The sequence below is a fragment of the Brevundimonas guildfordensis genome (genome assembly GCF_014836405.1).
Lineage (GTDB): Bacteria > Pseudomonadota > Alphaproteobacteria > Caulobacterales > Caulobacteraceae > Brevundimonas > Brevundimonas guildfordensis.
Window position 1 is genome coordinate 1,051,305 of the sequence record NZ_JACSQU010000001.1, and the last position, 24,501, is coordinate 1,075,805.

Annotated in this window: 24 protein-coding genes; 1 reads left to right on the top strand and 23 read right to left on the bottom strand. The window is 67.2% G+C overall.

The window, feature by feature from the left end; genetic code table 11:
- Nucleotide 1: 1 nt before the first annotated feature.
- From gspF to H9656_RS05105, 6 genes are all read right to left on the bottom strand, one after another.
- A complete protein-coding gene (gspF, locus tag H9656_RS05080; protein WP_191743142.1) occupies nucleotides 2–1,216 on the bottom strand; it encodes a type II secretion system inner membrane protein GspF in 1,215 nt (404 codons plus the stop codon).
- Entirely contained in the window at nucleotides 1,216–2,709 is a 1,494-nt protein-coding gene (gene gspE / locus H9656_RS05085) for a type II secretion system ATPase GspE (RefSeq protein ID WP_191743143.1), read from the bottom strand. Before gspE ends, gspF begins: the two co-directional genes overlap by 1 nt.
- Entirely contained in the window at nucleotides 2,706–4,838 is a 2,133-nt protein-coding gene (gene gspD, locus H9656_RS05090) for a type II secretion system secretin GspD (RefSeq protein WP_191743144.1), read from the bottom strand. Before gspD ends, gspE begins: the two co-directional genes overlap by 4 nt.
- On the bottom strand, nucleotides 4,835–5,647 hold the full coding sequence (locus H9656_RS05095) for a type II secretion system protein N (RefSeq protein ID WP_225212229.1): 813 nt from the start codon (nucleotides 5,645–5,647) through the stop codon (nucleotides 4,835–4,837). Before H9656_RS05095 ends, gspD begins: the two co-directional genes overlap by 4 nt.
- Before the next feature lie 250 nt (nucleotides 5,648–5,897).
- A complete protein-coding gene (locus H9656_RS05100) occupies nucleotides 5,898–8,603 on the bottom strand; it encodes a TonB-dependent receptor domain-containing protein (protein ID WP_191743146.1) in 2,706 nt (901 codons plus the stop codon).
- A gap of 89 nt (nucleotides 8,604–8,692) precedes the next feature.
- Nucleotides 8,693–10,198, bottom strand: a complete 1,506-nt coding sequence (locus tag H9656_RS05105) for a hypothetical protein (protein WP_191743147.1) — start codon at nucleotides 10,196–10,198, stop codon at nucleotides 8,693–8,695.
- Between the two features lie 299 nt (nucleotides 10,199–10,497).
- Here H9656_RS05105 and H9656_RS05110 point away from each other — a divergent pair, with 299 nt between their 5' ends.
- Nucleotides 10,498–11,913: an amino acid permease gene (locus tag H9656_RS05110; protein WP_191743148.1), complete on the top strand. Its 1,416-nt coding sequence runs from the start codon at nucleotides 10,498–10,500 to the stop codon at nucleotides 11,911–11,913.
- A 75-nt stretch (nucleotides 11,914–11,988) separates the two neighbouring features.
- Here the strand turns inward: H9656_RS05110 and H9656_RS05115 are convergent, their stop codons facing one another.
- The 17 genes from H9656_RS05115 to rplX form a co-directional block, all read right to left on the bottom strand.
- On the bottom strand, nucleotides 11,989–14,751 hold the full coding sequence (locus tag H9656_RS05115; RefSeq protein ID WP_191743149.1) for a M14 family metallopeptidase: 2,763 nt from the start codon (nucleotides 14,749–14,751) through the stop codon (nucleotides 11,989–11,991).
- Between the two features lie 219 nt (nucleotides 14,752–14,970).
- Nucleotides 14,971–15,390 (bottom strand): 50S ribosomal protein L17, encoded by a 420-nt coding sequence (gene rplQ / locus H9656_RS05120; protein WP_191743150.1) that lies wholly within the window; start codon nucleotides 15,388–15,390, stop codon nucleotides 14,971–14,973.
- Nucleotides 15,391–15,507: 117 nt separating this feature from the next.
- On the bottom strand, nucleotides 15,508–16,527 hold the full coding sequence (locus H9656_RS05125; protein ID WP_024353160.1) for a DNA-directed RNA polymerase subunit alpha: 1,020 nt from the start codon (nucleotides 16,525–16,527) through the stop codon (nucleotides 15,508–15,510).
- 88 nt (nucleotides 16,528–16,615) lie between these two features.
- Complete coding sequence (gene rpsK / locus H9656_RS05130) at nucleotides 16,616–17,005, bottom strand: 30S ribosomal protein S11 (protein WP_003164390.1); 390 nt, start codon at nucleotides 17,003–17,005, stop codon at nucleotides 16,616–16,618.
- A gap of 16 nt (nucleotides 17,006–17,021) precedes the next feature.
- Nucleotides 17,022–17,390, bottom strand: a complete 369-nt coding sequence (gene rpsM, locus H9656_RS05135; protein WP_024353161.1) for a 30S ribosomal protein S13 — start codon at nucleotides 17,388–17,390, stop codon at nucleotides 17,022–17,024.
- Between the two features lie 141 nt (nucleotides 17,391–17,531).
- A complete protein-coding gene (locus H9656_RS14310) occupies nucleotides 17,532–18,224 on the bottom strand; it encodes an energy transducer TonB (RefSeq protein ID WP_191743151.1) in 693 nt (230 codons plus the stop codon).
- An 84-nt stretch (nucleotides 18,225–18,308) separates the two neighbouring features.
- Nucleotides 18,309–18,872 carry an adenylate kinase gene (locus H9656_RS05145; RefSeq protein WP_191743152.1) on the bottom strand — a complete coding sequence of 188 codons (564 nt, stop codon included), beginning with the start codon at nucleotides 18,870–18,872 and terminating at the stop codon, nucleotides 18,309–18,311.
- A 24-nt stretch (nucleotides 18,873–18,896) separates the two neighbouring features.
- On the bottom strand, nucleotides 18,897–20,273 hold the full coding sequence (secY, locus tag H9656_RS05150; RefSeq protein ID WP_191743153.1) for a preprotein translocase subunit SecY: 1,377 nt from the start codon (nucleotides 20,271–20,273) through the stop codon (nucleotides 18,897–18,899).
- 159 nt (nucleotides 20,274–20,432) lie between these two features.
- The gene (gene rplO, locus H9656_RS05155; protein WP_025978148.1) at nucleotides 20,433–21,026 is read right to left on the bottom strand and encodes a 50S ribosomal protein L15; all 594 of its coding nucleotides are present in this window, start codon (nucleotides 21,024–21,026) and stop codon (nucleotides 20,433–20,435) included.
- 164 nt (nucleotides 21,027–21,190) lie between these two features.
- Nucleotides 21,191–21,385 carry a 50S ribosomal protein L30 gene (gene rpmD / locus H9656_RS05160; protein WP_191743154.1) on the bottom strand — a complete coding sequence of 65 codons (195 nt, stop codon included), beginning with the start codon at nucleotides 21,383–21,385 and terminating at the stop codon, nucleotides 21,191–21,193.
- 3 nt (nucleotides 21,386–21,388) lie between these two features.
- Nucleotides 21,389–21,988: a 30S ribosomal protein S5 gene (gene rpsE / locus H9656_RS05165; protein ID WP_024353167.1), complete on the bottom strand. Its 600-nt coding sequence runs from the start codon at nucleotides 21,986–21,988 to the stop codon at nucleotides 21,389–21,391.
- A gap of 13 nt (nucleotides 21,989–22,001) precedes the next feature.
- A complete protein-coding gene (rplR, locus tag H9656_RS05170) occupies nucleotides 22,002–22,358 on the bottom strand; it encodes a 50S ribosomal protein L18 (protein ID WP_025978150.1) in 357 nt (118 codons plus the stop codon).
- 3 nt (nucleotides 22,359–22,361) lie between these two features.
- Nucleotides 22,362–22,895, bottom strand: a complete 534-nt coding sequence (gene rplF, locus H9656_RS05175; RefSeq protein ID WP_024353168.1) for a 50S ribosomal protein L6 — start codon at nucleotides 22,893–22,895, stop codon at nucleotides 22,362–22,364.
- Nucleotide 22,896: 1 nt separating this feature from the next.
- A complete protein-coding gene (gene rpsH / locus H9656_RS05180; RefSeq protein WP_191743155.1) occupies nucleotides 22,897–23,295 on the bottom strand; it encodes a 30S ribosomal protein S8 in 399 nt (132 codons plus the stop codon).
- 15 nt (nucleotides 23,296–23,310) lie between these two features.
- Entirely contained in the window at nucleotides 23,311–23,616 is a 306-nt protein-coding gene (rpsN, locus tag H9656_RS05185; RefSeq protein WP_191743156.1) for a 30S ribosomal protein S14, read from the bottom strand.
- A 19-nt stretch (nucleotides 23,617–23,635) separates the two neighbouring features.
- Nucleotides 23,636–24,193, bottom strand: a complete 558-nt coding sequence (gene rplE, locus H9656_RS05190; RefSeq protein WP_025978152.1) for a 50S ribosomal protein L5 — start codon at nucleotides 24,191–24,193, stop codon at nucleotides 23,636–23,638.
- Nucleotides 24,193–24,501, bottom strand: coding sequence for a 50S ribosomal protein L24 (gene rplX / locus H9656_RS05195; protein ID WP_191743157.1), 309 nt, complete (start codon nucleotides 24,499–24,501; stop codon nucleotides 24,193–24,195). The genes rplE and rplX overlap by 1 nt, the downstream gene beginning before the upstream one ends.

Below are 24,501 nucleotides of genomic sequence, written 5' to 3' on the forward strand. Positions count from 1 at the left end.
CTCACCCCAAGGCCAGGGTGTTGATCTGAAGGATGGGGAGCAGGATCGACAGCACGATCACGGCGACGATCCCGCCCATGACCACGATGATCGCCGGCTCCAGCAGGCTGAGCATCACGGCGGTGAAGTTGGAGAACTCGCGCTCGAGATAGTCGGCGGCGCGCTCCAGCATGGGCTCCAGCCGACCGCTGCTTTCGCCGGATGCGGTCATGTAGACCAGGATGGGCGGGAAGACCTCGGCGCGGCGCATGGCGGCCGACAGGCCCCCGCCCTCGCGCACGGCCTCGGCCATCTGTTCGGTGGCGCGGCGCAGGGCGCGGTTGGATACGGTGCGGGCGGTGATCGTCAGCCCCTCCAGGACCGGCAGGCCCGCCGCGATCATGGTCGACAGGGTGCGGGCCATGCGCGCCCCGTGCAGGTCGCGCGTCAGCCGCCCCACCAGCGGCAGCCTGAGCACCCAGGCGTCCAGCCTCAGCCGCACCGCCTCGCGCCGCCGCGCGATCAGCCCGGCGGCGGCGACGGCCGACAGCGTCAACAGGATCAGCCAGCCCCAGTCGCGCATCAGATCCGACAGGCCGATGACCAGCCGCGTCAGCAGCGGCAGGGTCTGGCCCATGCTATCGAACTGATCGACCACCTTGGGCACGATGTAGGTCATCATGGCGACGATGACGCCCAGCGCCACCACCGCCAGCACGCACGGATAGACCAGCGCCGTCAGCACCTTGCCGCGCACCTGCTCGTCGCGCTCCAGCCCATCGGCCAGCCGTTCGAGGATGGGTTGCAGCGCGCCGGACTGCTCGCCCGCCGCCGTCATCGCGCGATACAGCGGCGGAAAGGCCGCGCCCTGCTGGCCCATGGCGTCGGACAGGCGCCGCCCCTCGATCACCCCGGCATGGACGCCTTCCAGCACCCGGCGGACGTTCGGCCGGTCAGCCTGAAGCATCAGGTTGCGCAACGCCTCTTCCAGCGGAGAGACGGAAATCAGCGTCGCCAGCTGCCGCGTGGTCAGCGCCAGCGTCTTGGGCGACAGCCGCCCGACTTTGCCGACCTTCGACGGAGCGGCGACCGCGCCCGAACGACCGGGCGAAAGTTGCAACGGGGCCAACTGACGCTTCGCCAGCGCCTTGCGCGCGGCGGCTTCGTCGGTGGCGGTCAGGGAGCCGCTGACCGTGCGCCCCATGGCGTCGGCGGCGATGTAGTCGAAGGCCGCCATCAGGCCGCGACCTCTTCGGCGGCCGTCTCCTGACGCGCCACGCGCAGGGCCTCCTCGACCGAGGTGACGCCGTCCAGCACCAGCGCCCGCGCCCGATCGGCCAGCGTCCCGCCGCGCGCAAAGGCGGCGTCGAACACGGCGTCTTCGTCGGCGCCCGAGGCGATCAGGCGGCGCACCTTCTCGTCCACCGTCAGCGTCTCATAAAGGCCGATGCGCCCGACATAGCCGGTCGAGCCGCAGTCGGCGCAGCCGTGCGGCCGCCAAACGCGCACGCCTTCCTCGGCGCCGATCAACCGCGCTGTGGCCTTGTCCGCCGTCTCCTCGATCCGGCAGTGCGGGCACAGGCGCCGCACCAGCCGCTGCGCCACCACCAGCCGCAGGGTCGAGGCCAGCAGGAAGGGCTCGACCCCCATGTCGCGCAGGCGCGTCACCGCCCCGGCCGCGTCGTTGGTGTGAACCGTCGACAGCACCAGGTGACCGGTCAGGGAGGCCTGAACGGCGATGGACGCCGTCTCCGTGTCGCGGATTTCGCCGACCATCACCACGTCCGGATCCTGGCGCAGGATGGCGCGCAGACCGGCGGCGAAGGTCATGCCGACCTTGGGGTTCACCTGGGTCTGGCCCACGCCCTCCATGGCGTATTCGACCGGATCCTCGACCGTCAGGATGTTGCGCGAGCCGTCGTTCAGCAGCGACAGCCCGGCATAGAGGCTGGTGGTCTTGCCCGAGCCGGTCGGCCCGGTGACGAGGATGATGCCGTTCGGCTCGGCCAGCGCATGGCGGAAGGCCTCCAGCGCCGCCGGGTCCATGCCCAGCCGGTCCAGCGTCAGCCCGGCCTGATCCTTGTCCAGAATCCGCAGCACCACCCGCTCGCCCGCCCGCGACGGCAGGGTCGAGACGCGCACGTCCAGCGACTTGCCGCCCAGCGTCAGGGGGATGCGACCGTCCTGCGGCTTGCGCTTCTCGGCGATGTCGAGCCGCGCCATGACCTTGATGCGCGACACCAGCAGCGGCGCCACGCGCGGGTTCAGGCTCAGCGCCTCGCGCAGCACCCCGTCCACCCGCATCCGCACCAGCAGCCGCGTCTCATAGCTTTCCAGATGCACGTCCGAGGCGCCGATGCGGGCCGCCTCGGCGATGACGCCGTTGATCAGGCGGATGACCGGCGCGTCGTCTGTGGCGTCCAGCAGGTCCGCCGCCGCCGGAATGTCGTCCACCAGACTGTCGAGGCCCACCGGCAAGGACAGGTCGTCGCCGTCGGCGGCCGTGAGCTGCTCCCCGGCGTAGACTTCCGACAGCTTGCGGTCGTAGGCGGCGGCGCTGAACGGCGTCGCCTCCAGCGGGCGACCCAGCGCGCGGCGCGCCTCGACCAGAGCCAGAGGGTCGGCGCCCTCGCGCACCCCGACCGCCATCACCTCGCCCGCCGCCAGCAGCAGGACGCCGTGGGTTTTGGCGAAACCGTAAGGCAGGCGCGGATCGACGACGGTGATCACCGGGCAGCCCCCGTCACGGGCGGCAGCGGCTGGGCCGCGACCGGCGCTGCGGGAGCGATGACCAAAGGCTCGCCTGCGGCAGGCGCGGCGGGCGGTTGGGCCTGCATATAGTCGCGCAGCAGGGCGTCGAGGCTGGGCTCGCGATCGGGGTGAACCCGCTGCTGCTCGCCGCGCATATAGCCCCAGCGGTCCGCCGCCAGCCCCTGTGCGTCAGCAGACGTGCGCAGGATGGTCGGGCGCAGGAAGACCATCAGATTGGTCCGCCCCCGCTCGCGGCTGGTCGAGCGGAACAGGGCGCCGACGCCCGGAAGATCGCCCAGACCGGGCACTTTGCTGATCTCCAGGCGGTCGTTCTGGTCCAGCAGGCCGCCCGCCACGGCGATGTCGCCGTCATCGACGACCAGCGTCGTCTCCAACTCGCGCTTGTCGAGGATCAGGTCGTTAGCGCCGCTGGTCAGCAGGCCGTTGATGCTCGACACCTCCTGCCGCAGCGTCAGGGTGATGGAGCCGCCGGCGTTGATCTGGGGCCGCACCGTCAGGCGCACCCCGATGTCCTTGCGCTCGGTCGTGGTGAAGGGGTTGGAGTTGCCGTCCAGAATGGTCTGGCCGGTGGTGATCGGCACCTCCTGCCCGACCAGGAAGGTCGCCTCTTCGTTGTCCAGCGTCATGATCGACGGGGTCTGCAGCAGGTTGGAGCCCGCGTCGGTCTTGGCCGCATTGATGATGAAGCCGAACAGGCCGTCGCCCCACTTGCCGCCCGCACCGCCGACGAAGCCGTTGGCGCCCAGCAGGCTGTTCAGGGCCAGGTTCTGCAGCCGCTCGCGCAGAGGATCGTCCTTGTCGAGCTGACCGGCCGCCGCCCCGCCCGCGATGGGGACCAATGGCGCGGCGCGGTCGGAATAGTTGGTCAGGCCGACGCCCTGTTCCCCGGCCATCAGCCATTGCACGCCCAGGTCGCGCACGGCCTTGTCGCTCAGTTCGACGACGATGGCCTCGATCAGCACCTGCTGGCGGCGCACGTCCAGCTGGCGGATCACCTCGGTCAAAGTGCGTTGCAGGTCCGCCGGGCCGGAGATGACCAAGGCGTTCGCGCCGGGGAAGCGGGCGATGGTGGCGCGCTGGCCGGTGGCGGTCACGGAGGTCGAGCCGATCGGCCCGCTGTCGCCCTCGCCGGTCGTGGTCAGGCCGCCCTGCCCCATGCCGCTGGTCGTATTGGTCGCCCCGGCGCGGGCGGTGCGGAGACGCGGAGACGACGGCGTGGCCGCATCGGCAGGCTGGCCCACGATCTGCTGCAGGACCGGCAGCAACTGCTCGGCGTCGGCGTGCTCCAGGAACACGACGTTGACGTCCTGGCTGGCCCGCGCCCGGCCGTCCAGATCGGCGATCAGGCCGCGCACCCGCGCCAGCGCCTGGCCGTCGCCGCGCAGCACCAAGGCGTTGGAGCTTTCGACCGGCGTGATCGTCACCAGACCCGGACCGCCGGGGCCGCCCGTCACCTGTTGCAGCACGCCCGCGATCTCGCGCGCCGAGGCGTTCTCCAGCGCCACCACCTCATAGGCGGAACGGTCCACGTCGATGCGCCCCACCAGCGCCCGGATGCGCGCCAGGTTGTCGGCGAAGTCGGCCACCACCACGCTGTTGGCGCCGGGATTGGCCAGCACCTGCCCCTGCGCCCCGACCAGCGGCCGGATCGTCTCGGCGGCCGAGGCGGCGTCGATGTGGCGAAGGGTGAAGACCTCGGTCGAGAAGCGCTCGGCGCCGACGGTTGCCGGACCCTGCGCCGCGCCCTGGGCCGGACTGATGCGATAGGCGCCCGACGACGTCGGCGTCACCACCAGGCCGTTGGCTCGCAGGGTCGACAGGAAGACCTCGAACAGCTGGGTGCGGGTCAGGGGCCTCGGGCTGGACACCGTCACCGTGCCGGTCACCGCTGGATCGACGATGAAGGTGCGGCCTGTCGTGCGCGCCACATCCTGCACGAAGGCGCGGATGTCGGCGTTCTGGACGTTCAGCGTCTGACGCGCCTCCTGTGCTCCGACTTGGGCCATCACAGGTGCGGCGGCCAGCGGCTGAACCGCCAGGACGGCGGCCAGAACGCCGGTGAGCAGAGAGCGGCTGCGAGCCTTCATGGACGCGTCCTTACGGTGGTGGAGCGGACTTGGCCGTCGCGCTCGAACTGGATCTGGGCCGAGGGAGCGTCGGCGAGCTGGCCGCGCAGGGCGGCGAGCGCCTGCGGGCTGTTCAGGGCCGTGCCGTTGACCGACAGGATGACATCGCCCGAGCGCAGGCCGGCGTTGCGAAGCTCGCCCCCGTCGCCCGAGGCGGAGACGGTCAGGCCGTTGATCCCCAGCCCCTGGATGCGCGGCCGCAGCCCCGCCTGAGCGATCAGGCGCTGAGGATCGACCACCGCCCCCTCGGCCGAGGTCGGTTCGGACGCCGCGGCTGCCGGTTGTACGGTTGTCGAAGGCGCTGCTGGCGCAACGCCGGACGCCATGTCGGGAAAATCGAGTCGGAACGGCGCGCCGCCGCGCGACAGCATGACGTGATCAGCGGCGACCGAGGTCAGCTTAAGCCCCGGCTCCAGTTCCTCGCCTGCGCCGACCGAAACCTGGCGGCCGTCCGCCAGGCCGATGATGGCCGAGCCGCCGCCCGCACCGTCCGCGCGCACCCCGAACAGGGTCAGGCCGCCGCCATCCGACGGCGCCGCCTCGGCCCCGCCGCCGCCGTTGCGGAAGAAGGCGTCGAAGCGCGACAGCACGCCCAGGTCGATGTCCGGCAGGGGCCGCGCCTGCGGCGCTTCCGGGGTCGGCGCCGCAAACAGCCAGATCACCCGCCCGCCCTGCACCAGAAGCACAAGGATCAGCGCCGCCTCGACCGCGCGCCGCAGCGGCGGACGGCGAAGGGGCAGGCCGCCCTTGCCCAACGAAACGGCGCTCAATTTGCGAAGGCCAGCGAGCAAGGAAGACATCCCCCACGGCCTCTCGCGGCCGCCATGCCTCCCTAGGCGGATGCTCCGTACCCGGCCCGCTCCGAACCATGACAGCGCCGAGAATTTGTCACGACATATGAAGCGGGTTCGGATGAAATGACGCGTAATCGTCACCCACCGCTCTCGTCAGAGGAGGCAATGAAAAAAGCCGGGAGACCGCTGAGGACCTCCCGGCTTGATTGTCCGGCGTTGCCGCCGCTTAGAAGCGGGCGGTCAGGCTGACCGAGGCGCTCTGGCCCAGGTCGTACTGGTTGATGCGGATCCGGTTGCCCTTCTCCTGATACTCCTCGAAGTCCGTCCCGAGCAGGTTGCGCAGCTCCAGGGCGAAGCCCAGGTCGCGGCCCTTCACGGTGAAGTCCTTGCGATAGACGAAGTCGAGGAAGGCCCCCGGCTCCTGCAGGTAATCCGGCTCGCGCGCCGTGCCGACGCCTGCGCCGCGTGCGGTGATCCGCTCCGAGACGTAGTTCAGGATGAAGGTCGCCTGCGAGCGGGCCGTGTCGTCTTCCCAGCCCAGTTGCAGATTGGCGACGTGTTCCGACTGGCCTTGCAGACGGCTGCCGTCCTGAATAAAGAAGGCCGCCTGTTCGGGACGTCCGCCGCCGCCCAGGGTGATGACGGTGTCGCCCTCGCCCACCGAGACGTCAGAGTCTGACCAGGTGTAGTTGGCCTGCACCAGCCAGCGCTTGTTGGAGATGAAGGACGGCTGGTCGGCGAACTCGAAGTATTTCTTCACCTCGACCTCGACGCCCATGACCGTCGCTTCCGGCGCGTTCAGGAAGGTCTGCTGCCGCTGGTTGCCGACGTCGACGATCACCGCCTCGACCGGCTTGTCCAGCTTCTTGTAGAAGACGCCCGCCGTCACGAACTGCTGGCGGCCGAAATACCATTCCCAGCGCGCGTCCAGGTTCAGGATTTCGGTGTCGGTCAGATACGGGTTGCCGATGAAGACGCGGTCGCTTTCCGGGTCCGTATAGGCCTGGGGCGCCAGCTCGCGGAACTGCGGACGGCCGATGGTCTTCGACGCGCCGAAGCGCAGCTGCTGGTCTTCGGTGAAGTTCCACGTCGCCGTGAACGACGGCAGCCAGTACTGCTCCTCGATCTCCGTCGCGTCATAGGACGTCGTGCCGCCGAACAGGTCGCGCGGGGTCACGCTCTGCTGGCCGTCCTCGAAGCGGACGCCGAAGGTGGTGCGCACGGTCGGCACGAACTCGGCGTCGACCATGGCGTAAACCGCGTTGACCTTCATGTCGGCGTCGTAGGCGTTGGCGCCGTTCGAGCCGGCGATCTCACGCAGCTGCAGGGTCCACGGATTGATGTTGAAGTCCGAGAACAGATAGTCGATCCGCGAGTGCCGCTGGCTGTCGGTCAGGCCGTTGACGGCCTCGAACTGCAGGTCGTGACGCTCGGCCGAGCGGGTGTTGTCCAGGGTCGAGGCGCCGACGCTGATGGTCGCCTCGCGGCCCGCCGCCATCGGCAGCTTGTAGGCCAGGTCCACGCCGCCGGACCAGACTTCGTCGTCCAGTTCACTGAACGAGATCTGATTGCCCTGGACGTTGTGGATGAAGCGGTCCTGAGCGTCCACGCCGTACTGGAAGCGCGATTCATAAGGGGCGTCGCGCGACGTCGTGGCGTAGGCCGCACGCCAGTCCAGCTTCCACTCGCCGTCGGCGCCGAAGTAGTGCTCGCCGGCCAACTGGCTGGTGAACAGCTGGCGCACGAACCACTCGGTGTAATCGTTGCGGATCACGCTGCCGCCGGCGTCAAAGTCCGGCCCGGCCGAGGTGCGCGCGCGCTTGGTCGTGGTGCGAACGTAGAGGTTGGTCCACTTCACCTCATGATCGTCGGTCGTCAGCGACAGACCGCCCAGGAAGTTCAGGCGCACGTCGTTCTGGTTCGACTCGACGTCGAAGGTCGACACCGGCACCAGGTCGTCGCCCTGGAACTGGCCCTCTTCCTGGATCGCCTGACGGGTGCGCCAGGAGTTGTCGTAGCCGGCGACGGCGATGACGCCCAGGTCGCCGATCTCGGTCGGCGTACGGAAGCCGCCCGCCAGTTCCAGGCTTCCGTCGACCGGCGTCTGCTGGCGCTGCATCAGGCGCAGCGGCGCATTGACCAGCGAACGGCCCATGGCCTGCACTTCAGAGGCCGAGAAGTTGGCCAGGTTGATCTGCTTGCCGAGGCGGAAGGCCTGGGCGATCTGGCCCGGAACCTTGCGCGTCTCGTCGTCGAAGCCGGTCCAGTCGGTGTCCGAGCCGTAGTAGACCAGATTGTCGCGCGCGGTGGTCTCGGTGTTGCCGCCGACGCCGACCTTGAAGGTCAGGAAGGGATCGGCCGGGGCGTCTACGGTGCGCAGGTCGATGACCCCGCCGCCGAACTCGCCGGGATAGTTGGGGGAATAGGACTTCTGAACCGTCACGCCCGCCAGGATGCTGGAGGGGAACAGGTCCAGCGGCACCACGCGCTGCAGGGGCTCGGGGCTGGGCAACGGCGAGCCGTTCAGCAGGGCCGAGGAATAGCGCTCGCCGAGGCCGCGCACATAGACGAAGCGGCCATCGACGATCGACAGGCCGGTCACGCGGGTCAGGGCGGCCGCGGCGGTGGAATCGCCGGTGCGTTGCAGGTCCTCGGAGGTCAGGAAAGCAGCCACTTCGGCGCTCTGGCGATTCTCCTGCGGGATGTTGCGGCCCAGAACGACGATGTCGCCCAGCTGGGTGGCCGGGGTTTGCGACACCTGATCCGGGCTCTCCGGATCGGCGGGCAGTTCAGTGCTCAACGCCACGGCGGCGGCGGGGGCGGCCGTCTGTGCGACAGCCTGGGCGAGCGCGAGGCTGGGCGCGCCGAATGCGGCGACGAGGGCGCTGCTGGCCAGCAGCACCCCGTTACGGGTCAGGGTCTTGTTCTTCATGTTCGGCTGCCTTGCGAAGGTCGAGAGAGGCTGGACGCTCAATGGGTCGGCGGCGGCCCTTTCGGACCGCCGCCTCGCCAGAGGGTTCATCAGCACTTCAGGTTGGCCGTCAGGCCGCAGGTCCAGCCCTGCCACCAGGTGTCCGAAGCGTTCTTCACGGCGCCGATGTAGTCGGTGTCGGTGAAGGCGGCGTGGACGCTCGAGGCCTTGACCGGGGTCACGGCGGTCTCGTTGGCGCCGTTGATGAAGGTCAGGGTCTGGTTGGTGATGGTGACGCCCGAGGTCGGGGCGGCCAGGGTCGAGGTCCCCTTGACCGTGTTGTTCGAACCGGCCGTGAAGATCGGCTCCGAACGAGCGGCGCCGCTGGCGCGGTAGGAGATGCCGCAGGACATGAAGACCGAGTTGAACACCGGGTTCACGCTGGCGGTGTCGGCGTCGGCGATGTCCAGGCACCCGGACAGCGAGCCGGACACGCTGGTGAAGACCGAGTTGACCACGGTCGCCTTCGTGCCCGTGTCGAAGTGGGCGACAGTGTGGGCGTCGGTCGGCGAATTGCGGCCCACCAGCGTCCAGTTGGCGATCTTCGGCTGCGAGTTGTAGCGCTGGGCCAGCGGCGTCGAGGCCGGAGCGGCCGAAAACTCGAAGCCCGCCGAGCGGCTGGTCGCGTTCGGGGCGCGCTGGGTCACGATGCCGAACTGGGCGCCGCCGCGCCAGCCGGTGTCGGTGTCGAAGGCGTCGTCGTCAGCGCCGTTGATGACGATGTGCTTCAGGTTGACGTTGCCGCCGAAGATTTCGATGCCGTCGTCCGACGAATTGAAGGACTGGACGTATTCGATGGTGGTGCCGGCGCCGACGCCCGCCAAGGTGAGGGCCTGCAGCTCGTTGCCCGTCGAGATTTCAAAGCCCGAGTAGCGGATCTGGACGTAACGCAGACGGCCCGAGTTGTCGTTGGCGTTGCCGCCGCCGTAGAAGGCGTTGGTGCCTTCGACCTGGCCGGTGCAGGTGACCGGGGCGGTCAGCTGGCAGTTGGCTTGCGGCGCGCGGCCGGCGATGACGATGCCGCCCCACTGGCCGTGCGAGTTCTCGTTGGTCGTGCCTTCGACGTTCTGGCGGCTGGTGAAGATGATCGGCTGGGCGGCCGTGCCCTCGGCGTAGATCTGCGAGCCGCGGTTGACCAGCAGATAGTCGCCGCCGCCCGAGGCGAAGATGGTCACGCCCGGCTCGACCGTCAGAATGCCTTGCGTGCCGGAGTTGGCCGAGGCGTCGACGCCCCCGTCCGTGCCCACCGCCGTGCGGCCCGAGATCGAATAGATGGTGCCGGCGCGCAGCGGCACCGTCAGCGAGCCGTTGATCTGCTGCGGCAGCTGGCAGTTGCGCAGGGTGTTGTTGGCGATGGTGCCGACGTTAGCGAAGCCGGTCGGGCAATCCGCCGCCGCCTGGCCCGTACCCGGCGTGCCCGGACCGCCGGGGTTGCCGCCGCCGCCATTGCCGAAATCGCCTTCGCCCGGCGAGGCCACCTCGGCGGAGCCGCCGCAGGCCGCCAAGGCCAGGGTGCTGGCCGCCACCACGAGCAGGGTCTTGAAGCTGCTGTTCATCATCGTTCCACCGGTTGGGTCAAATAGCTGCGGCGGGAGACGGTCTTTGCCGACGGATGACGTCGACGCCCCTCCTGCCCGGCGGCGAGGGATAGCGAAAAGCGGGGCAGAAGCTTGCGCAAGGCGGTGACGGATCAGCCTCGGTTTCGTGCCGTTTCAGCGCAGAAATCGTGACGAGAATTCCGCCTTCGGATCAGAAATTCGGGCCGCAGGTCCGACAGAGCCGCCACGGACCCTTGTAATGGCCGCCTATCCACAGCAAACCCCCTGCCATTACGCACTCCCAGATAGGATCCACGATGGGCGGCCCCGACGCGCAACCGCGCTCCAACGCAGACTCAGGCGGCCAGAGCCTCGCGCGAAACCTCAGTTGGCCGCATCTGTTGGCCATGGGCGTGGGCGCGATCGTCGGCACAGGCATCCTGACGCTGATCGGCATTGGTGCGGACAAGGCGGGCCCCGCCGTCCTGCTGTCGTTCCTGATCGCCGGCTTCGTCTGCGCCTGCGCCGCCATGTGCTACGCCGAAATGGCCAGCACGGTGACGGCTTCGGGCAGCGCCTATACCTACTCCCGCGTCGTACTGGGCCAGGCCGCCGGATGGATCATCGGCTGGAGCCTGATCCTGGAATACAGCCTGGTGGTCAGCGCCGTAGCTGTCAGCTGGGCTGGCTACGCCGCGCCCCTGTTGCGCGACTGGCTGGGCCTGCCGATGGCCCTGATGCAAGGACCGCATGCTGGCGGGATCGCCAACATTCCCGCGTTGTTCATCATTGTGGCGGTGGGGGCCCTGCTCCTGACGGGCGCCAAGAAGAGCGCCACGCTGAACCTGCTGCTGGTGGCGGTGAAGCTGTCGGCGCTGGCCTTGTTCGTCTGGGCCGCCCTGCCCCATTTCAACGCCGCCAACCTGGAGCCCTTCAGCCCGTACGGCTTCGCTCGCCAAATGGGACCGGATGGCGTCGAGCGCGGCGTCATGGCGGCGGCGGCCATCATCTTCTCGGCCTTCTACGGCTTCGACGCCATCGCCACGGCGGCCGAGGAGACGCGCAATCCCAAGCGCGACCTGGCCATCGGCATCGTCGGCTCCATGCTGGCCTGTGCGGCGATCTACACCATCATCGCCACCGTAGCCCTGGGCGCGACGCCCTTCACCCGCTTCGCCAACAGCCCCGAGCCGCTGGCCCTGATCCTGCGCGAAATCAACCAGCCCGGCGCGGCTCACTTCCTGGCGGTTACGGCGGTGCTGACGCTGCCGACGGTGATCCTGGCCTTCTTCTACGGCCAAAGCCGCATCTTCTTCGTCATGGCGCGCGACGGACTGCTGCCGCGTGGTCTGGCTCGCGTGTCCAAGGGCGGCGCCCCGGTCCGGATCACCGTCTTCACCGCCTGCGTGGTCGGGACGATCGCCTTGTTCTTCCCATTGGAAGAGATCGTGGCCCTGGCCAACGCCGGCACCCTGGTGGCGTTCAGCGCCGTGGCCCTGTGCATGCTGATCCTGCGGCGCCGCTCGCCGGACATGCCGCGCGGCTTCCGCACGCCCCTGGGCTGGATCGTCGGCCCGATCGCCATCGCAGGTTGCCTGTATCTGTTGGCCAGCCTGCCGCAGAGTACGCAGATCTGGTTCGTGATCTGGAACGTGGTCGGCCTGGGCGTCTACTTCGTTTACGGGCGCAAGCGGGCAGCGAAAGCGGCCCAGGGCGACGTCACGGAAAGCTGAACCGACGGCTTTCGCCGAACAAAAAGGCCGCCCGAGCGAATCGGGCGGCCTTTTCATTTGCATCTGTGCGGAGGCTTAGTCGTCAGCCCCCGTCACGGCCGGTCCGTAGAACAGAGCGTTGAACAGCAGGCGCGAGGAAGCCCGCGCCTGAGCCCGGTTCACCACGTCGGGCCCCAGAACGATCACCCGGCCCTCGCCGTGCTCCAGATCCAGCACCGCATCGGCGCCCGACAGTCTGTCCGCCCCGATCGCCCAGCCGCTGGAAACCTCGACCTTCTGCGGATAGCGCACCATCGACGCCCCCTCGCCCGCATGACGGAAGCCCGCATTACGGTTGAAGAAGACGTTCATCCGCGACGGTGCCCCGAAGGTCAGCGGACGGCTGGTATCGACCTCGGTTTGCATCACCGCGCCCGGAATGAAGAAATCCGTCGAGGCCAGAGGCTTGCCGTCCGTTCCCGTCAGCACGTCCTGCACCGGCGCGCCCATGGCGGCGGCCAGTCGGTGGGCCGAGCCGATGGTCACCACGCTGCCGCCCGCCCGCGCAAAGGCGTCGATCTGTGGCACCGTCTTCTCGGCGGTGATGTGGCCCAGCCAGCCGCGGTATTCAGCGGGAATGCTCTCGGGCGCCGGCTGCTCACGCTGCGCCGAGGCGGCCAGGTCGGCCGGGATCATGTCCGAGGCGAAGACCAGAACGTCGAAATCCTTGTTCAGGTCGCCGGCGTCGAGGCGCTGGGGATAGATGACCTCGAACGGATATTCGAACTGCTCCAGCATCCACTGGGTCCAGCCCGAGGCCATCGAGCCCCCGTAGCGGTCGACCAGCCCGACACGCACCGGCTTCAGGGCGACGCGGTCACCGCCTGGGGCCCGGGCCACGGCGTGAGCGTTCAGGCCCAGGTCGCGCACGGCCGCCTCGACGATCGGGCGGGCCTTGTCGTCGGCCGGGATCCACAGGGCGCCGGGCGGCAGGGTCGTGCGGCCCGCGCGGGTTTCGCCTTCCTGCCAATAGACGGGCACGCCCGCCGCCAGCAGGCGGTTGGTCAGGATGTAGCCGTTGATCGGCGCGTGATCGATCAGCCAGCCCGCGCGGCCCGTCCCCTCGATGCGGCCCGGCGGCGGGGCCATGACGTCGGCGACGCGCTCGGTCGGCGCCTCGAAGCCGTCCAGGATGCGGTCGAACTGAACGCCCATCTGCATCGCCAGGGTGTAGCCGGTCGCGTCATAAGGCAGTTTGGGCGGGCCGCCCGGATACTGCAGGTCGTGCGGGTGGTCCTGCGGCTCGAACATGTCCAGCACATGCGGGCGATAGGCCTGGGCGGTCTTCACCACATACGAGCCCGCCGGATAGGTCTTAGCCCCGATGGTGAAGGCGCGCGTCGCCCGCTCCACGTCCACGCCGGTCTTGATCAGGCTGTTCAGGAAGGCGACGGCGGTGGGCAGGTCGGCCTGGTCCGCCGGGATGACATAGGCGCGCGGATCGCGCCGGGCCGGATCGCGCAGGACGCTGTCATACAGGCCGGGATCGACTCGGCGAGCGTTGTCGCCCGCCGCCGCGTTCAGGGCGTCGATCGCCGAGGGCGTGACCCGCCAGGTGTCGGCATTGCCCTTATCGATGGCGTTCTGGCCCATGCGCCAGATGTTGAACAGCACCCGGTCCTTGTTGCGCGAGGCGTAGTTCAGCACCGCGCGGTTGATCGACTGCGAGTAATCAATCGACTGGGCGAAATGCCAGGTTTGCGGCGCCACCGGCATGGGCAGGTCGTTGCGCGGCAGCTGGTTGTCCGGGATCAGGCTGATCTGGCTGGGCGTCGGATGGCCGGTGATCTCGGTCAGCAGGCCGACGGCGTTGTGGAAGTAGGTGACGGAGCGCTCCATCCCGTTGTTCCACGTCGAATAGCTAGCCCCGCTGCGCATGGTAGAGCCGGGCTTGCCCTCTTCAATCAGGCGGCTGTGCATGGCGGCCCCGACCTCAGAAAGGGTGCTCATGACCAGGGGGTCATAGTTGTAGTTGAAGGGGTCGCGGAACGGCGGCATGAAGACCACAGTCCCCGCCGGCGCCGTCTGGTGGTGATTATAGATGATCTGCGGGAACCACTCGCGGAAGAACTGCCGGTTGACGTTGGTCGTCTCCGCCATCGCCGACAGGTAGTAGTCGCGGTTGTTATCGTGCCCGACGTACTTCTGATACAGCCGAGGAATAGAGGCGTATTCGCGCTTCAGCGGGTCCTCGTTGCGCATATACCAGGTCGAGACCAGTTCCCATCCGTCCGGGTTCAGCGGGGCGAACAGGATGACCACGTCGTCCAGGATCCGCCTTGCCTCGGCGTCCTCGGCCGTCAGCCATTCATAGAGGGCGGCGATCAGGGCCTGGGGCGGCACGGTTTCGGTGGAGTGCAGGCCGCCGTCGATCCAGACCACGGCCTTGCCCTCGGCAGCCAGGGCGCGGGCCTCGTCCTCGCTGACGCCCTCGGCCTTGGCCAGGCGCCGCGCGATCTCCTGGTAGCGGTCAATGTTCGCCAGGTTCTGCGGCGAGGAAACGACCGAGAGATATTGCGTCCGCCCTTCGGAGGACTTGCCGATCTCCAGCAGCTTCATCCGGTCCGACTGGCCGGCCAGGGTGTGCAGATAGCGCTCGAACTGGGTGTAGGTGATCAGATGATAGTCCGCCCCCACCTCATGGCCGAAAGCCTCCAGCGGGGTGGTCAGCCCGCGCACGGGCGCTGCCTGGGCGACTATCGCCGCCGGGGCCGAACCGGCCTCCAGCGCCAGGGCGCTGACGGAAGACAGAGCCAGAATGGCCAGGCTGGCCGCAAGCACGGCGGGCGGACGGGTCATGGAATCTCCTGATGCGTTCACTCTCAGCCTTCTGCGAGGCTTGGCGGCAGCTTGGCGTTTTCGCGTCAGGGACGCAATTTGCCCGCCGACCTAAAATGCCCCGCGTTGCAGTTACCCACAGTCCGGCCCGAGATCGCGCCCTGCCCAGCGCCAGAAAACAAAAAGGGCGACCGGATCGCTCCGGCCGCCCTTTCGGCATTCCAGCGATGAAGCCTGAAATCAGGCTTCGTCGTCGCCCTCGATGGCGAAGACCGGACCAGAGTCCATGCCCTTGGCCTCGACGTCGCGATCCACGAACTCGATGACGGCCATCGCGGCGTTGTCGCCGTGACGGAAGCCCGCCTTCATGATGCGGATGTAGCCGCCGTTACGCTCGGCGTAACGAGGAGCCAGGGTCTCGAACAGCTTGCCGACTTGCGGCACGTCGCGAACGGCGCTGATGGCCTGACGACGAGCGTGCAGGTCGCCCTTCTTGGCCAGGGTGACCAGCTTCTCGACGAAGGGACGCAGTTCCTTCGCCTTGGGCAGAGTCGTCGTGATCTGCTCGTGCTTGATCAGCGAGGCGGCCATGTTGGCGAACATGGCCTGGCGGTGGCTGGCCGTACGGCCGAGCTTGCGATAGGCGGCGCCGTGGCGCATCGGGGTCTCTCCTACTCGACCCTGGTTTCTCGTCCCTACTTTGCGGACGAGACCTGGGGCCTCTCATTCTAACCGCCCCAACCGATCCACGCGGGACCTGGGCGGAGGGGTTAATGATCAGATCTGGTCGTCGAACTTCTTGGCCAGATCTTCGATGTTTTCCGGCGGCCAGTTCGGCACATCCATGCCGAGGCTCAGGCTCATGGACGCCAGAACTTCCTTGATCTCGTTCAGCGACTTGCGGCCGAAGTTCGGGGTGCGAAGCATTTCGCCCTCGGTCTTCTGGATCAGGTCGCCGATGTAGACGATGTTGTCGTTCTTCAGGCAGTTGGCCGAACGGACCGACAGCTCCAGCTCGTCCACCTTCTTCAGCAGGGCCGGGTTGAAGGGCAGTTCGGGCTTGCCGTCCGACTGCTCGACAGCCTTGGTCGGCTCATCGAAGGTGATGAAGATCTGCAGCTGGTCTTGCAGGATGCGCGCGGCGTAGGCCACGGCGTCAACCGGCGAGACGGCGCCGTTGGTTTCAACTTCCAGGATCAGCTTGTCGTAGTCCAGCGACTGGCCCTGACGGGTCGGCTCGACGCGATAGGCGACGCGCTTCACCGGCGAATACAGGGCGTCGACGGCGATCAGGCCGATCGGAGCGTCTTCCGGGCGGTTCAGTTCGGCGGCGACGTAGCCCTTGCCGTTCTGGACCGTCAGTTCCATGCGGACCGAGGCGCCGTCATCCAGGGTGCAGATCACGTGATCCGGGTTCAGCACCTCGATGTCAGCCGGCAGCTCGATCTGAGCCGCCGTCACCGGGCCGGGGCCCGTGGCGCGCAGCGTCATCCGCTTCGGACCTTCTGCGTGCATACGCAGGGCCAGTTGCTTGATGTTCAGAACGATGTCGACGACGTCCTCGCGAACGCCTTCCAGCGACGAGAACTCGTGAACAACGCCGTCGATCTGAATGGCCGTGACCGCCGCGCCTTGAAGCGAAGACAGCAGAACGCGACGAAGCGCGTTGCCGAGCGTCACACCGAAACCGCGCTCGAGAGGTTCGGCGATCAGACGCGCCTTGTGCTGCGGGTCAGACCCGCCCTCGACTTGCGGTTTCTCGGGACGGATCAGCTCTTGCCAGTTTCTTTCGATCATAAAGTCCCTCGAACGGGTTTCGGCGGCTCCGTGTTCTCACGTTCAGAACAACAGGAGCCGCCGGGAGAAGGGGTAGGCGGCGTGAACCTTAGACGCGACGGCGCTTCGGCGGACGGCAGCCGTTGTGCGGCATCGGCGTCACGTCGCGGATGGTCGTGATCGTCATGCCGACGGCCTGCAGGGCGCGCAGGGCCGACTCACGGCCCGAACCCGGACCCGAGACGTTCACTTCCAGCGTCTTGACGCCGTGCTCGGCGGCCTTCTTGCCAGCGTCTTCCGCAGCCATCTGAGCGGCGTACGGCGTCGACTTGCGCGAGCCCTTGAAGCCCATGTGGCCGGCCGACGACCAGGAAATCGCGTTCCCTTGAGCGTCGGTGATGGTCACCATGGTGTTGTTGAACGAAGCATTCACGTGGGCGACGCCCGAGGTGATGTTCTTGCGTTCGCGGCGCTTAACGCGACCCGGTTCCTTAGCCATCGGTCAGGCCTCTCTCTTACTTCTTCTTGCCGGCGATCGGCTTGGCCGGACCCTTGCGGGTGCGAGCGTTGGTGTGGGTGCGCTGGCCGCGGACCGGCAGGCCCTTACGGTGACGCAGGCCGCGATAGCAGGCCAGGTCCATCAGACGCTTGATGTTCATCGAGGTCTCACGACGCAGGTCGCCTTCGACGGTGTAGTCGCGGTCGATGGCTTCGCGGATCTGCAGGATCTCCGCGTCGGTCAGCTGGTTCACGCGGCGAGCCGGCTCGATGCCGATCTTGGCCGTGATCTCCTTGGCGTTGTGCGCGCCAATGCCGTGGATGTACTGAAGCGCGATTTCAACGCGCTTGTTGGTCGGAATGTTGACGCCTGCGATACGGGCCACGAAATTCTCCAAGTACGCGTTAATCAGACGCAGAAACCGCTCCGGTCAACAGACCAGGAGCGTGTACGCCCTTCGCGGAAGGCCGCCCTTATACAGGGGATTCCCGATGCGTCAACGGGCAAGCGCCGTGAGCAGGATGGTTCAGGGCCATTCAACCCCCACCCGGACCTCTCGACCATCAATCGGCGCTCCGTTCTGCGTCGGAGGACGAAAGCGGAAATATCGCGAGGCCGCAAGAGCCGCTTGACCGAATCCCATCCCAGGGGGCGCTTCGTCCACCAGGCGGCAGTCGCTTAGGGTGGTGTCCAGGCGGACGCGGCAGGCCAGCGTCGCCCGCCCTCCCCGCCGCTGGCGGAAGGCTTCAGGAGGATGCAGCGTCCTGAGTTCGCCTACGGTGGGGCCGCGAATGATACGCGGCGGCCCGTCACCGACTCCGGGTCCCGAGCCGGAACCGCTGCCGCCGCCGCTACCCGTCCCCTGCCCGCCCTGACCTTGGCCCGGCGTCGGACCCGGCTCGGGCGCCGCGCCGACGACCAGAGGCTGTTCAGGGGCCGGGCGCGGGGGCGCGACGATTTCGGGCGGAGGCGGCGCGGGCCGCGGACGCGGGGGACGCACGGTCGAGGCGGCCGCGGGCGCTCCGCCCCCTTGGGTCACGGCCGGCTCAACAGGGGGAGGCGGTGGCGGCTCAGGACGGTCGAACGGGACCAGGTCGACAATGATGAGCGGCGGCGGCGCGTCGAAGGTCGTCGCGGGCCGCCCTACGCCCAAAAGCACAAAGGCGCCGAGGTGCAGAAGAGCCACAAGCCCCGCTGCGCCCCAGCGCCATTGTTTCATTCGTTCCGGTCGCAACCGTCTCTCCCGCACAGGCTTCCGAAAGCTAACGCTTCAGAAGTCGAGGAGATCAGACCGCCCGTACGATCAAGCGTCCAGCGCCGCGTCGATGGCGGCGGCCACGGCGCCGATGTCGCCCATGCCGTCCACCTCGGTCAGCTTGCCTTGGCCTTCGTAGTAGGGAAGCAGCGGCGCGGTCTGGCGGTTGTAGACGGCCAGCCGGTCTTTGAAGGTCTCGGGGTTGTCGTCAGGGCGGCCCTGCTCGGCGAACCGCTTGCCGATCCGATCGGTCAGGGCGGCGTCGTCGACCTTCAGGCGGATGACGCTATCGATCTTGGCGCCGCGCTTGGCCAGCATGGCGTCCAGCGCTTCCGCCTGGGCCACCGTGCGGGGGAAGCCGTCGAAGATAGCCCCGCCGGCAGCTTCAGCTTCCGGCAGACGGGCTTCGATCAGTGCGATGACGATCTCGTCGGTGACGAGGTCGCCGCGCGCCAGCACGTCCTTGACCTTAAGGCCCAGCTCGGAGCCGGAAGCGATCGCCGCGCGCAGCATGTCGCCGGTCGAGAGCTGGACCATGCCGCGCCCTTCGACCAGCCGCTTGGCCTGGGTGCCCTTGCCGGCCGCAGGCGGCCCGAACAGGATCAGGTTCATTATGTCTTCGGGCCCCCTACCCGATCAGCGACGGGCAGGAGCGGAACCGCCCCGGCCACGGCCGCGCAACTTGGCCTTCTTGATCAGGCCCTCATACTGGTGAGCCAGCAGGTGCGACTGGATCTGGGCGACCGTGTCCATCGTCACCGAGACCACGATAAGGATGGACGTGCCGCCAAAATACACGGCGTTGCCCAGGCTGCTGATCATGAACTCCGGCAGCAGGCAGACGGCGGTGATATAGCCGGCGCCGATCACCGTCAGGCGGGTCAGCACGTAGTCCAGATACTCGGCCGTCCGCTTGCCCGGACGGATCCCCGGCAGGAAGCCGCCGTACTTGCGCAGGTTCTCGGCCGTGTCCTCGGGATTGAAGGTGATCGAGGTGTAGAAGAAGCAGAAGAAGATGATCAGGGCGGCGTACAGCACCATGAACACGGGCTTGCCGTGCGTCAGCTGCGCCGTCACCAGCGGCAGCCAGCTCATCCACTCAGGCAGGTTCGCGTTCGCCGTGAACTGAGCCACCGTCGTCGGCAGCATCAGCAGCGACGAGGCGAAGATGGCCGGGATCACGCCTGCGGTGTTGACCTTCAGCGGCAGGAAGCTGCGCTCGCCGCCCGTCATGCGATTGCCTTCCTGGCGCTTCGGATACTGGATCAGAAGACGGCGCTGGGCGCGTTCCATGAAGACGATGAAGACGATGACCGCCACCGCCATGATGGCGATGAAGAACAGGGTGAAGGCCGACATCTGGCCCTGCTGGGCCAGGCCCAGCATCCGCGCCACCGTCGACGGCAGAACCGCCACGATGCCCGCGAAGATGATCAGCGAGATGCCGTTGCCGACGCCGCGCGCCGTCACCTGCTCACCCAGCCACATCAGGAACATGGTGCCGCCGGTCAGGACCGTGACCGTCGAAATAATGAAGAACAGGCCGGGCTGGTCGATCAGGCCGGGCTGGGCGTTCAGGCCCACCGCGATGCCGAAGGACTGAGCCAGGGCCAGGAACACCGTCAGGTAGCGGGTGTACTGGTTCAGCTGCTTGCGGCCCGACTCGCCGCCTTCCTTCTTCAGCTTCTCCCACGGCGGATACACCGCGCCCATCAGCTGGACGATGATCGACGCCGAGATGTAGGGCATCACGTTCAGCGCGAACACGGCCATGCGCTCGACAGCGCCGCCCGAGAACATGTTGAACATGTCCAGGATGCCACGTTGGCCATCCGGATTCTGGAAGAAGGCCAGGAAGGCCTCGCCATTGATCCCAGGGATCGGAACATAGGTGCCGATCCGATAGACCAGCAGCGCGCCCAGCGTGAACAGCAGGCGCTTGTGCAGCTCGGTCGCCTTGGCGAACGAGCCCATGTTCATATTGGCAGCAAGTTGTTCAGCGGCCGAAGCCATCAGGCGCTCCCCACACGGTCACCATAGTCATGCCCGTGCTCAGATAGGCGGAAAGCGGCGCTCTTGCGAGGGCCGCTTTCGGAAAATCGTCATCCCTGTCCGGACGTTCCCGGCGGAGGCGCAGCGAACCGCGCCCCCGACGGATGACGATATCGGATTTTAGGCCTTGGCCGCGGCGCGCTTGGCGCGAGCCGAGACCTTGTTGGCGTCGCCCAGCGGAGCCTTCGGCGCCGGGGCCTTGCCGCGAGCCGCATTGCGCTTCTCGAGACGGGCGGCAGCCTTGGCTTCAGCTTCGATGCGCTCTTGCTTGACCGAACCGCCGGCGGCTTCCACCGCCTTGATGGCGCCGGCCGAGGCCGACCAGACCACCAGGTTCAGCTTGGCCTTCAGCTCGCCTTCGCCCAGGACGCGCACGCCGTCCTTGACGCGACGGATCACGCCGGCGGCGACCAGGGCCGCGCCGTTGATCTCGGCCTTGGCGTCCAGCTTGCCGCCGTCGATGGCCTCTTGCAGACGCCACAGGTTGACTTCAGCCAGCTTGGGCGCGTTCGGCACGTTGAAGCCGCGCTTCGGCATACGCATGTACAGCGGCATCTGGCCGCCTTCGAAGCCGACCTTGCCGCCGCCCGAACGCGAGTTCTGGCCCTTGACGCCGCGACCGGCGGTCTTGCCCTTGCCCGAACCCGGGCCACGGCCGACGCGCATGCGCTTCTTGGTTGCGCCTTCGTTGTCGCGGATTTCGTTCAGTTTCATTGCCTGATCCTTTCGGGTTCTAGCGCCAGGTCCGCCAGGCGGTCCTGACTCGGCGTTGGAAAAATTGAAGGGTCGCTGATTAAGCGACCCGCGTCTGCATCGCAAGATGCTTCCTGCATAAAGCGAAAACGCCCTCCCCCGCGAACGGGAGAGGGCGAACCGTCTTACTTCTCGACCACTTCGATCATGTGGGCGACCTTGGCGATCATCCCACGGACGGAAGGGGTGTCTTCCAGGGTCGACTCACGGCCGATCTGGTTGAGACCCAGGCCCACCAGGGTGGCGCGCTGATCGCCCTTGCGGCGGATCGGGCTCCCGACCTGACGGACGGTCACAGTCTTGTTTTCGGTCTTGGCCATCTATCAGCCCTCCACGGCTTCCGGCGCCGAAGCGCCGTCATTGCGGCGGCCCATCAGGTCGGACACCTTCTTGCCCCGCTTGGAGGCGATCTGGCGCGGCGACGACTGGACCTTCAGAGCTTCGAAGGTGGCGCGGATCATGTTGTACGGGTTCGACGAGCCGGTCGACTTGCCCACGACGTCCTGGACGCCGAGGGTTTCGAGGACTGCACGCATCGGACCGCCCGCGATGACGCCGGTGCCCGGAGGCGCCGCACGCATCATGATCTTGCCGGCGCCCCAACGGCCATTGCCGTCGTGGTGCAGGGTGCGGTTCTCGCGCAGCGGAACCTTGATCATGGTCTTCTTGGCTTCTTCGGTCGCCTTACGGATGGCTTCCGGCACTTCGCGCGCCTTGCCATGACCGAAGCCGACGCGGCCCTTGCCGTCGCCGACGACCATCAGGGCCGCGAACGAGAACCGGCGGCCGCCTTTGACGGTGGCGGCGACGCGGTTGATGTGCACCAGCTTCTCGACGATGTCCGAATCCGGACCATCAACGGGAGCGTTGCGGTTGTCGCGACGGTTGCGGTCGCCGCCGCCGCGTTGGGGTTCACGAGCCATGCTTGCCGTTCCCTTAGAAGTTCAGGCCGGCTTCGCGCGCGGCTTCCGCCAACGCCTTGACCCGGCCGTGATAGATGTAGCCGCCACGGTCGAAGACGACGTCGGTGACGCCCTTCTCGATGGCGCGCTCGGCGATCAGCTTGCCGATCATGGCAGCGGCTGCGACGTCCGAACCCTTGGACCCCTTGCCGCCTTCCAGCGACGAGGCGGCAGCCACCGTGACGCCCTGGGCGTCGTCGATGATCTGGGCCGAGATGTTCTTGTCCGAACGGTGAACCGACAGACGCAGGCGACCGTTGGCGACAGCCTTCAGGCGACGGCGAGTGCGCTCGGCGCGGCGCTTGGCTTGTTGTTGAAGAGAGAGAGCCATGACTTACTTCTTCTTGCCTTCCTTGCGCCGGACGAATTCGCCCTGATAGCGCACGCCCTTGCCCTTATACGGCTCCGGCGGACGCATCTTGCGGATGACGGCGGCGATTTCACCAACGACTTGCTTGTCGGCGCCCGAGATCTTGATCTCGGTCTGCTTCGGCACAGCGAAGGTGACGCCTTCCGGCGGAGCGATGTCGACGTCGTGCGAGAAGCCGAGCTGCAGCGAGAGATCCTTGCCCTTCAGGGCGGCGCGGTAACCGACGCCGACCAGTTCCAGGGTCTTCTCGAAACCGTCGGTCACGCCGGTCACCATGTTGGCGACCAGGGTACGCGACAGGCCCCACATGGCCTTGGCGCGCTGCGTGTCCGAACGCGGGGTCAGCGACAGTTCGTCGCCTTCCTGCTTGACTTCGATCTCTTCGGCGACGGTCCAGGAGCGTTCGCCCTTGGGACCCTTCACGGTGATGTCCTGGCCGTTGAGCGTGACAGTCACGCCCTTCGGCACAGCGATGGTTTTCTTGCCGATACGAGACATATCAGTAGACCCTGCACAGGACTTCGCCGCCGACGTTAGCGTCGCGGGCGGCGGCGTCGGACATGACGCCCTTCGAAGTCGAAAGGATCGAGATGCCGAGGCCGTTCTTGATCGGCTTCAGATCGCCGATGGCCGAATAGACGCGACGGCCGGGCTTCGACACGCGGGCGATCTCGGCGATCACCGGCTGGCCGTCGAAGTACTTCAGCTCAATCTCGAACTGCGGGAACTCGCCGGGGTTTTGAACCAGCGAATAGCCGCGGATGTAGCCCTCGTCCTGCAGCACGTCCAGGACGCGCTGGCGCAGGCGGGAAGCCGGGGTGAGCACCGACGAACGCTTGCGGGTGGCCGCGTTCTTGATGCGAGCGATCATGTCGCTCAGGGGATCGTTGATCATCATGTCTGTTCGCTCCCCTTACCAGCTCGACTTCGTCAGGCCGGGGATCTGACCCAGGTTGCCCAGCTCACGCAGGGCGACACGGCTCATCTTGAGCTTACGGTAATAAGCCCGCGGACGACCCGTCACTTCGCAACGGTTGCGAATGCGGCTCGGGGCCGAGTTGCGCGGCAGAGCCGCCAGCTTCAGGCGCGCATCGAAACGCTCCTCCAGCGGCAGGCTCTCGTCGTTGGCGATAGCCTTCAGGGCGTCCCGCTTCGCGGCATACTTCGCAACCAGGGCCTTGACGGCTTCGTTGCGGTTTACGGCGCTTTTCTTAGCCATTGTTCTCTTCCCTTCCCGCTCAGTTCACGAACGGGAACTTGAACTCGGTGAGGAGAGCCTTGGCTTCCTCATCGGTCTTGGCCGTGGTGCAGACGATGATGTCCATGCCCCACATCTGATCGATCTGGTCGTAGTTGATCTCCGGGAACACGATGTGCTCCTTCAGACCCGTGGCGTAGTTGCCGCGACCGTCGAACGAGGTGCCTTTCAGGCCACGGAAGTCCTTCACGCGCGGAAGGGCGATCGTGATGAACCGGTCCAGGAACTCGTACATCTGGGCGCCACGCAGGGTGACCTTGCCGCCGATGATCATGCCTTCGCGCAGCTTGAAGCCGGCGATGGAGTTACGAGCCTTGGTCGGCACGGCCTTCTGACCGGCGATGGCCGTCAGGTCCTTGAGGGCCGCAGTGGCCTTCTTGGAGTCAGCGACGGCTTCACCGATGCCCATGTTCAGGACGATCTTGTCCAGCTTGGGGATCTGCATCTCGTTCGTGTAGCCGAACTTTTCCTTCAGGGCGCCGCGAATGCGGTCCTGATATTCGGTCTTGAGACGCGGCATGTACTTGGTGTCGGCCATCAGATGACGTCTCCCGTCGACTTGGCGAAGCGGACCTTCTTGTCCCCCTCGACCTTGAAGCCCACGCGGGTCGCCTTGCCGTTGCCGTCGACGATGGCGACGTTCGACAGGTGAAGCGAGGCTTCCTTGTGCTTGATGCCGCCTTGCGGGTCAGCCTGGGTCGGGCGCGTGTGGCGCTGGACCATGTTGACGCCTTGCACGACGACGCGGTTCTCGGTCGGCAGGACCTGCAGCACCTGGCCGGTGCGGCCCTTGTCCTTGCCGGTCAGGACGACGACGTTGTCGCCCTTTTTGATCTTGGCGGCCAT

Bases quoted from the DNA above. Each gene is read 5' to 3' on its own strand.
- gspF (WP_191743142.1), bottom strand. From the start codon at position 1,216: ATGGCGGCCTTCGACTACATCGCCGCCGACGCCATGGGGCGCACGGTC.
- gspD (WP_191743144.1), bottom strand. From the start codon at position 4,838: ATGAAGGCTCGCAGCCGCTCTCTGCTCACCGGCGTTCTGGCCGCCGTC.
- H9656_RS05100 (WP_191743146.1), bottom strand. From the start codon at position 8,603: ATGAAGAACAAGACCCTGACCCGTAACGGGGTGCTGCTGGCCAGCAGC.
- H9656_RS05105 (WP_191743147.1), bottom strand. From the start codon at position 10,198: ATGAACAGCAGCTTCAAGACCCTGCTCGTGGTGGCGGCCAGCACCCTG.
- H9656_RS05110 (WP_191743148.1), top strand. From the start codon at position 10,498: ATGGGCGGCCCCGACGCGCAACCGCGCTCCAACGCAGACTCAGGCGGC.
- H9656_RS05115 (WP_191743149.1), bottom strand. From the start codon at position 14,751: ATGACCCGTCCGCCCGCCGTGCTTGCGGCCAGCCTGGCCATTCTGGCT.
- rplQ (WP_191743150.1), bottom strand. From the start codon at position 15,390: ATGCGCCACGGCGCCGCCTATCGCAAGCTCGGCCGTACGGCCAGCCAC.
- H9656_RS05125 (WP_024353160.1), bottom strand. From the start codon at position 16,527: ATGATCGAAAGAAACTGGCAAGAGCTGATCCGTCCCGAGAAACCGCAA.
- rpsK (WP_003164390.1), bottom strand. From the start codon at position 17,005: ATGGCTAAGGAACCGGGTCGCGTTAAGCGCCGCGAACGCAAGAACATC.
- H9656_RS14310 (WP_191743151.1), bottom strand. From the start codon at position 18,224: ATGAAACAATGGCGCTGGGGCGCAGCGGGGCTTGTGGCTCTTCTGCAC.
- H9656_RS05145 (WP_191743152.1), bottom strand. From the start codon at position 18,872: ATGAACCTGATCCTGTTCGGGCCGCCTGCGGCCGGCAAGGGCACCCAG.
- secY (WP_191743153.1), bottom strand. From the start codon at position 20,273: ATGGCTTCGGCCGCTGAACAACTTGCTGCCAATATGAACATGGGCTCG.
- rplO (WP_025978148.1), bottom strand. From the start codon at position 21,026: ATGAAACTGAACGAAATCCGCGACAACGAAGGCGCAACCAAGAAGCGC.
- rpmD (WP_191743154.1), bottom strand. From the start codon at position 21,385: ATGGCCAAGACCGAAAACAAGACTGTGACCGTCCGTCAGGTCGGGAGC.
- rpsE (WP_024353167.1), bottom strand. From the start codon at position 21,988: ATGGCTCGTGAACCCCAACGCGGCGGCGGCGACCGCAACCGTCGCGAC.
- rplR (WP_025978150.1), bottom strand. From the start codon at position 22,358: ATGGCTCTCTCTCTTCAACAACAAGCCAAGCGCCGCGCCGAGCGCACT.
- rplF (WP_024353168.1), bottom strand. From the start codon at position 22,895: ATGTCTCGTATCGGCAAGAAAACCATCGCTGTGCCGAAGGGCGTGACT.
- rpsH (WP_191743155.1), bottom strand. From the start codon at position 23,295: ATGATGATCAACGATCCCCTGAGCGACATGATCGCTCGCATCAAGAAC.
- rpsN (WP_191743156.1), bottom strand. From the start codon at position 23,616: ATGGCTAAGAAAAGCGCCGTAAACCGCAACGAAGCCGTCAAGGCCCTG.
- rplE (WP_025978152.1), bottom strand. From the start codon at position 24,193: ATGGCCGACACCAAGTACATGCCGCGTCTCAAGACCGAATATCAGGAC.
- rplX (WP_191743157.1), bottom strand. From the start codon at position 24,501: ATGGCCGCCAAGATCAAAAAGGGCGACAACGTCGTCGTCCTGACCGGC.